Raw genomic sequence first — 7,843 nt, 5'->3', positions numbered from 1 at the left:
CACACGTCCGCGTGAGGCGCGCAATTCCTCTCTCTCTCTCTCTCTCTCTCTCTCTCTCTCTCTCTCGGGCTGCCGCGGCCATCGCGGAGCGTCAGCCGCTTCGTGTCGTGTTCCTCGACGAAGACTTCGCGGACGACGCGGAGCGCATCAACGTCGGGCAGGTGTTCAGTGAACGCTCGCCACACACTGAGGTCAAGACCATATGACCGTCGCTCGCTGGTCAGCGGTGCGTGATGGAGAAGCGCACGCTACATACGCCCGACTTCGCCGCGCGCAACGTCGAACGGATCGCCGACCTGCTTCCGCAGGTCATCACCGAGTCGAGAGACGCGGAGGGCAACGTGATCACCGCAGTTGACTTCGACCTGCTGCGACAGGAGTTGAGTGACCACATCGTCGAGGGGCCGCAGGAGCGGTACCGCCTCGATTGGCCGGGCAAGCGTGCCGCTGCCTTCACGGCGAACGCGCCGATCGCCAAGACTCTCCGCCCGGTTCGTGAGGAGTCGGTGGACTTCGACACCACCAAGAACCTCTTCATCGAAGGCGACAACCTCGACGCGCTCAAGCTGCTCCAGGAGTCGTACCTCGGCAAGGTGAAGCTCATCTACATCGACCCGCCGTACAACACGGGCAACGACTTCGTCTACGACGATGATTTCGCCGAGTCCAATGCCGATTACCTCGCCCGCTCGGGCCAGAGATCGGAGGCGGGAGACCGTCTCGTCGCGAACACTGAGGCGAACGGCCGCTTCCACTCCGACTGGCTTAGCATGATGTACTCCCGCCTGAAGCTGGCGCGCAGTCTTCTTGCCGACGACGGGGTCATCATCGCCGCGATCGGCGACGACGAACACGCGAACCTCCGCCTGCTCCTCGATCAAGTCTTCGGAGCCGAAAACTTCATCTCAAACGTCGTGTGGCAGGGCGGTCGCAAGAACGATTCCCGATATGTCTCCAACGGCGCGGACTACATGCTGGTCTACGCGAAGAATGAGATGCAGCTCAGCGAACGCGGTGTGCGGTGGCGCGAACCTAAGCTCGGTCTCGACACAGGGTTGGCTAAAGCCGCCTCGATTTGGGCTACCCGTCAGAGCGACGACGACGCCGCCGTCCAGTGGAAGGCATGGCTCAAGAGTAAGAAGACTGCGGGTGAGATCACCGATTCGGTAGCGCGGTACGACCAGCTTCAGCCCGGAACTGGTCGACCAATGAACACCTACGGCAACATCACGTGGCCCGGTCGAGGCGGGCCGACCTATCAGGTTCTTCACCCGACGACACGCAAACCGGTCTCGCTTCCGAAGACCGGTTGGCGTTTTCAGAAGGAAGAAATGGACCGTCGAATCACCGCAGGCCAGATTTGGTTCGGCTCCGATGAGACTGCGATCCCTCGCGGGATCTCTTTCCTTGATGAGACAAGCGAGCAAGTCGCGATCTCGGTGTTTGAGCAGGACCGCAAGGCCGCGAGCACCGACATGCGTAACCTCATGGGCGAGATCGTCTTCGAGAACCCCAAAGACCGGCGCGTGCTTGCGCGCTGGCTTCGTCTCATCTCCAGTGGGGCGAAGGATGCCATCTTCGTTGACTTCTTCGCGGGGTCTGGTTCGACTGGACACGCTGTCATGGACCTCAACGCGGCAGACGGCGGGCATCGCCAGTACATCCTCGTCCAGCTTGACGAGATGGTTGATCACCCGGACTACGCCAACATCGCCAGTATTGCCCGTGAACGCCTGCGTCGCGCCGGCGTAAAGGCGAAGCAGTCGGCTGGACTGCTAGGGGACGACTTGGACGTCGGCTTCCGTTCTCTGCATGTCGACAGCAGCAACAAGGCGGATGTTCTGAGGACCCCGGACGATACTGGTCAGCCTGGTCTGGGTGCCCTGGGGGCAAGCATCAAGCCGGATCGTTCCGCGGAGGACCTGCTGTTCCAGGTATTCCTCGATTGGGGACTTGAGTTGTCGCTACCGATCGTGCGCGAGTATATGGATGATAGCGAAGTGCTCTCAGTTCACGACGATGCACTAATCGCCTGCTTTGCAAAGTCGGTGACTCACGAAGTCGTGCGAGAGATCGCTGCGCGCGGTCCACTCCGCGCGGTGTTCCGCGACGATGCCTTCGAGTCCGACGCCGCGCGAATCAACGCCGAACAGGTGTTCCGTGAGGTGTCGCCCGCGACCGAGGTACGGACGATCTGAGGAACGGCATGACCCTCACGAATGACGAACTCACCGAACTCCTCAACCGGCTGCTTGCTGGTTGGGAGAACGAGGTTGTCGAGTTCAAGGAGGCTACACGTCAGTTCTCGGCCGACAAGACCGGTGAGTACGTCTCGGCGCTGAGCAACGAGGCGAACCTTCGTGGGCTGGCGTCGGGATGGCTCGTGTTCGGTGTCTCGAACGCTCGGCAGGTGATCGGCACGACGCATCTCATCGAGGTCCAGCAGCGTCAGGCGCTGAAACATCACATCCACCAGTCGATCGACCAAGGGCTGACTGTCCGCGAAGTCTACGAGGTCACGCACTCGGGCAAGCGAGTAGTGCTTCTGGAGGTGCCGGCAGGACCCCGCGGTATTCCGATCTCATGGAAGGGCGACTACCGCGCTCGCGCGGGCGAGAGCCTCATCTCGCTCTCGCTCGACAAACTCGACGAGATCCGGCAACAGACAATCGGCCTCGACTGGTCGGCTGTGGTTGTGCCCGATGCAACGCTCGCACATCTCGACCCGGCAGCGATCGCCCGAGCGAGAAAGGGATTCGCCGAGCGACACACGGCTCGTATACCGGCCACGGATATCGAACGATGGGATGACGCAACTTTTCTCGCCAAAGCCAGGTTGACTCGCGACGGTCAACTCACCCGCACCGCTTTGTTGCTACTTGGCGCCGAGTCCTCGACACATTTATTGACGCCGCACCCTGCACAGATGACCTGGAAGCTGGTCGGTGAGCAGCGAGCATATGAGCACTTTCGTCTCCCGTTCCTACTCAACGCCACCGCGCTTGCGAAGCGCATTCGCAACGTCCAGCTCCGGCTCCTGCCGCCCAACGAGCTGATCTATCGGGAGATCAGCAAATATGACGAGCGCAGTCTGTTCGAAGCGCTATACAACTGCATCGCCCACCAGGACTACACGCGCAACTCCCGGATCATCGTCACTGAGTACTTCGATCGCGTCGAGTTCATCAGCGTTGGCGAATTCTACGACGGCCAACCCGACGACTACGCGCTGGATGAGCGGAGCCCACGAAAGTACCGGAATCCCTATCTCGTCGAGGCGATGACCGAGCTGAACCTCATCGACCAACTGGGCTATGGCATCCACCGGATGACCGAGGACCAGGCTCGTCGGTTCCTTCCGCTTCCGGACTACGACCTCAGCCGCGACGGCGAGGTGCAACTGACGTTGCCGGGCGCGGTAATCGACGAGGCGTACTCCCGTCTTCTCATGGTGCGTACGGATCTGCCGCTCGGAGACATCCTCGCCCTCGACCGCGTTCAGAAGAAGCTTCCGATCAGCAAGGATGCCAACACGCGCCTCCGGAGAGAGAAGCTGATCGAAGGCCGCGGGCGCGGCGTACACGTCAGTGCGAACATCGCAGAGATGACCGACCAGAAGGCGCAGTACATCCGCACGCGAGCGCAAGACGACGCACACTACACGCGACTCGTCGTCGACTACCTGCAACAGTACGGTGGCGCCTCACGGGGGGAGATCGACGAACTGCTTGGCAAGTATCTGCCGGATCTGCTCGACGCTCGGCAACAACGGAGCAAGGTGACAAACCTGCTCACCAAGATGCGCACGGCCGGCACGATCCGGAACGCCGGGAGCCGGCAGAAGCCGCGATGGGAGCTTGTTTAACCATGCTTCGACCGATCCTCGGAATACATGATTTAAGTAAATATGATGATCGTTTCTCCAGGTCAGCGCGGATTCATCGTTGTTTGGTTCGTTGCTCCAACGTGCAGGTTGCAGCTAAGAAGGTGGCTCAATGAAGCTCCAGTTCAAGGTCCAGCAGTACCAGACCGACGCCGTCGACGCCGTCGTCGCGACCTTCGCCGGCCAGCCGAAGGTCGATGGAATCTCGTACCGGATCGACCCCGGCAAGCTCACTCCGGCGAGTGCTCCGGCATTGTTCGACGTGAACGATCGCCCGGACGCCGGCCTGCGTAACGCCGAGATCGCGCTGTCTGCTGCGCAGCTTCTGGAGAACGTTCATGCGGTGCAACGAGCACGAAATCTGGCGCTCTCACCCAAGCTCACCGACAGCAAGGCCGCTCCGGGAGCGCCGAACCTCGACATCGAGATGGAGACCGGTACCGGTAAGACCTACGTCTACATCAAGACGATCATGGAGCTGAACAAGCGGTACGGCTGGTCGAAGTTCATCATCGTCGTCCCGTCGGTCGCGATCCGGGAGGGCGTGAAGAAGTCGTTCGACGTGACCGCCGAGCACTTCCAGCAGAGCTACGGCACCAAACCGCGTTCGTTCATCTACAACTCGTCCCAACTGCACGAGCTTGAGCGCTTCAGTTCTGACGCGGGTGTGCAGGTGATGATCATCAACATCCAAGCGTTCAACGCCACCGGCAAGGACAACCGGCGTATCTACGACGAACTCGACGACTTCCAGTCGCGCCGCCCGATTGATGTCATCAGCGCCAACCGTCCGATCGTGATCATCGATGAACCACAGAAGATTGGCGCACCCAAGTCACTGGAAGCACTGTCTCGATTCAACGCCCTGATGCTGTTGCGCTACTCCGCCACGCACAAAGTTGATCACACCAAAGTGCACCGCCTCGACGCGCTGGATGCCTACAACCGGAAGTTGGTCAAGAAGATCGCGGTACGCGGCATCACCGTGAAAGGCCTCGCCGGCTCGACCGCCTACCTTTACCTGGATGCAATCGAGATCGCGAAGGGCGCCAAGCCGCGGGCGCGCGTAGAAATCGAAGTGCAGACGGCCTCCAACATCCGACGCCAGGTCAAACGCCTTGACGTTGGAGCGAACCTTCACGACATCTCAAACGGGATCGAAGCCTACAAGGGCCTCTTCATCTCCGAAGTGGATGCGACTCGCGACGTGATCGAGCTGAGCAACGGCGACGTGGTCGTTGCGGGACAGCTCGCCGACCGCGACGTGACCGAAGAAACGAAGCGGCGCATACAGATTCGCGAAGTGGTCCGGGCCCACCTCGACAAAGAACGTGAACTGTTCAGCCAAGGCATCAAGGTGCTGTCCCTCTTCTTCATCGACGAAGTCGCCAAGTACCGCGACTACGCCCGCGATGACACCCTCGGCGACTATGCGCGCATGTTCGAGGAGGAGTACGCCACGATCCGCGATGAAGTCCTCGGCGAGCTCGCGGTCGGCGCTGGAACTGAGGAGTATCAGGCGTACCTGCGTCGAGACGACGTACGGCGGGTGCACGAGGGCTACTTCTCCATCGACAAGAAGACTAAACACCAAGTCGACGGCAAGGTCTCCGGCCGAGGCGATGACAAAGGACAGTCCACCGATACCGCCGCATACGACCTGATCCTCAAAGACAAGGAACGACTGCTGTCCTTCGAAGAACCGGTGCGGTTCCTCTTCTCCCACTCGGCGCTCCGCGAAGGCTGGGACAACCCCAACGTATTCGTGATGGGAATGCTCAAGAAGAGCGACAACACCGTCTCCCGTCGCCAGGAAATCGGGCGCGGCCTCCGGCTGGCGGTCGATCAGCACGGCGAACGCATGGACAACCCTGTGACCGTCCACGACATCAACGAGCTGACCGTCGTCACCGACGAGTCGTACACCGACTTCGTAGCCGGCCTGCAACTCGAGATCTCCAGATCGCTCGCCGCACGGCCCCGCAAGGCCAGCGTCAAATTTTTCCTCGGCAAGACCATCGCGACGCCCTCCGGCGATTCGGTAATCGAGGAGGCCGTCGCCCAGGCGCTCTACAAGTACCTGGTCAAGAACGACTATGTGAACGAGGACGACACGATCTCCGACACCTACAAGCAGGCAAGAGACGACGGGACACTCGCTGTGCCGACCTCCGAAGTACTCAAACCCGTCATCGACTTCGTGTGGCCGCTCGTCGACGCCCTCTACCTCGACCTCCCGGTGCCGACCGATGACCGCAAGCCGAAGAAGATTCCGTTGAACGAGGCGAACTTCGCTCGCAAAGAATTTCAGGCGCTGTGGAAGCGGATCAACCACAAGGCGGTGTACCAGGTCGAGTTCAACTCCGAGGAGCTGATCCGCAAGGCCATCGGTCACCTTGACAAGCACCTCAATGTCGCGGCCCTGCAGTATGTTGTCCAAGCTGGCCGACAGCGCGACCACATGGAATCAGACGACCTGACCAGTGGTAGCGGCTTTGCCGTCCATGCCACACAGACGCACACGGAGACTTCGAGCGCAGGCTCGCAAGTGAAGTACGACTTGCTCGGTGAAATCACCGAAAAGACTCAGCTCACTCGCCGCACAGCCGCTGCAATCCTGCAGGGCATTACGCCGGGTACCTTTGCCAAGTTCCGGCTCAACCCCGAACAGTTCATCACCGAAGCCGCACGCCTCATCAATGAGCAGAAGGCAACTGTCATCGTCGAGCACCTCGCGTACGACACACTCGAAGACCGCTTCGACTCCGCGATCTTCACCGAGAACCAGACCGCACAGGACTTCACGCAGGCGAGCGAGAAGCTTCGGAAGCACGTTTACGACTACGTCGTCACCGACTCCAAGGTGGAACGTGCGTTCGTCACCGAGCTCGACACGAGCAAAGAGGTCGCGGTGTACGCCAAGCTCCCCCGGGGATTCTTCATTCCGACGCCCGTCGGCGACTACAACCCCGACTGGGCCATTGCTTTCACCGAAGGCAGCGTCAAGCACGTCTACTTCGTCGCCGAAACCAAGGGATCCCTCTCGACGTTTCAACTCAAGGGAGTTGAGGAGGCCAAGATCGAATGCGCGCGGAAGTTCTTCGCGTCACTCAGCGCGAAGAACGGGCAGGATGTCACCTACGATGTCGTCACCGACTACACGAAGCTGATGCAGCTCGTCACGACGTGATCGTGGGTTGTAACTCCGTCGCCCGCCAAGGCGCCCCGAACCAACGAAGAGAAGAGTGCGGAGGGCCAATGACGACATCCACATTCACCTGGATGCAGTTCGACACGGATCAAGCCCAGCAGGCTCGAGAACTCGTCCGCGCATTGAGTGAGCCCTCGACGCTCGACTCGATTGGTATCGGATCTATCCGGGATGGCTTCGCCGACATACTCTTTCCCGGCACTTCCACTCTTCACACCCGGGCCATCTATGCGCTCGCGATCCCGTGGGCGATGCAGCACGTTGCTCGACGCCGCCCTAAGAACAACAAACAGTACGACCAGTGGCTGAAGGACGCCGAGCTCAAAACAATCGGAGCACTCATCGATGGCAACCCCGCTAACGAGACAGGGATCATCGGGCGCACAGCGCAGGGTGGGCTCCGACGCATGCCATCCGAGGCTTACTGGAATGCGCTCGGTGTCTGGGGAATACGGCATTCGCCGAACCTCGGCGCCCGGCTGACCCGCGCCGAAGTGCGCAGCCGAATCATCGATGCACCGGCGCCGACCTCGATGAGCATGTGGGACGGTCTTCCAGATGCGCCTGCCGACTTCCCGAACGGGCCGCTGTCCATCCTTCCCCCAGCCGAAGCTGCAAGGTTCCTCTTGGACAAGTTCAGTCAGGTCCAGGCTCCGGCTCCCGACTCTTCCCCCGAACCTTCTCTGCTCGCACAGGTCGCCGTCAACCCGTTCAAGGCAGAAGAGCGCTCCCTCTGGAGCATTGATCCT

General features: G+C 60.6%; 4 protein-coding genes and 1 pseudogene. All 5 read left to right on the top strand.

What is annotated here, in order from left to right; all coding sequences use genetic code 11:
* Positions 1-206 (top strand): annotated as a pseudogene (locus WAW85_RS06175) (hypothetical protein); the annotation flags it as partial.
* A gap of 300 nt (positions 207-506) precedes the next feature.
* Positions 507-2,198: a site-specific DNA-methyltransferase gene (locus WAW85_RS06170; RefSeq protein WP_422558756.1), complete on the top strand. Its 1,692-nt coding sequence runs from the start codon at positions 507-509 to the stop codon at positions 2,196-2,198.
* Between the two features lie 8 nt (positions 2,199-2,206).
* Positions 2,207-3,865, top strand: coding sequence for an RNA-binding domain-containing protein (locus WAW85_RS06165; RefSeq protein ID WP_422558755.1), 1,659 nt, complete (start codon positions 2,207-2,209; stop codon positions 3,863-3,865).
* A gap of 130 nt (positions 3,866-3,995) precedes the next feature.
* The gene (locus WAW85_RS06160) at positions 3,996-7,073 is read left to right on the top strand and encodes a type III restriction-modification system endonuclease (protein ID WP_422558754.1); all 3,078 of its coding nucleotides are present in this window, start codon (positions 3,996-3,998) and stop codon (positions 7,071-7,073) included.
* Positions 6,968-7,843, top strand: an 876-nt coding sequence (locus WAW85_RS06155; RefSeq protein WP_422558753.1) for a DUF6361 family protein, incomplete at its 3' end; no start/stop codon positions are given. The genes WAW85_RS06160 and WAW85_RS06155, both read left to right, overlap by 106 nt.

Source organism: Gordonia sp. (in: high G+C Gram-positive bacteria) (genome assembly GCF_049299075.1).
In the GTDB taxonomy this organism is placed as follows: domain Bacteria; phylum Actinomycetota; class Actinomycetes; order Mycobacteriales; family Mycobacteriaceae; genus Gordonia.
Note: the sequence above shows the minus strand (reverse complement) of the source record. Positions and strands in the feature narration are given on the sequence as shown.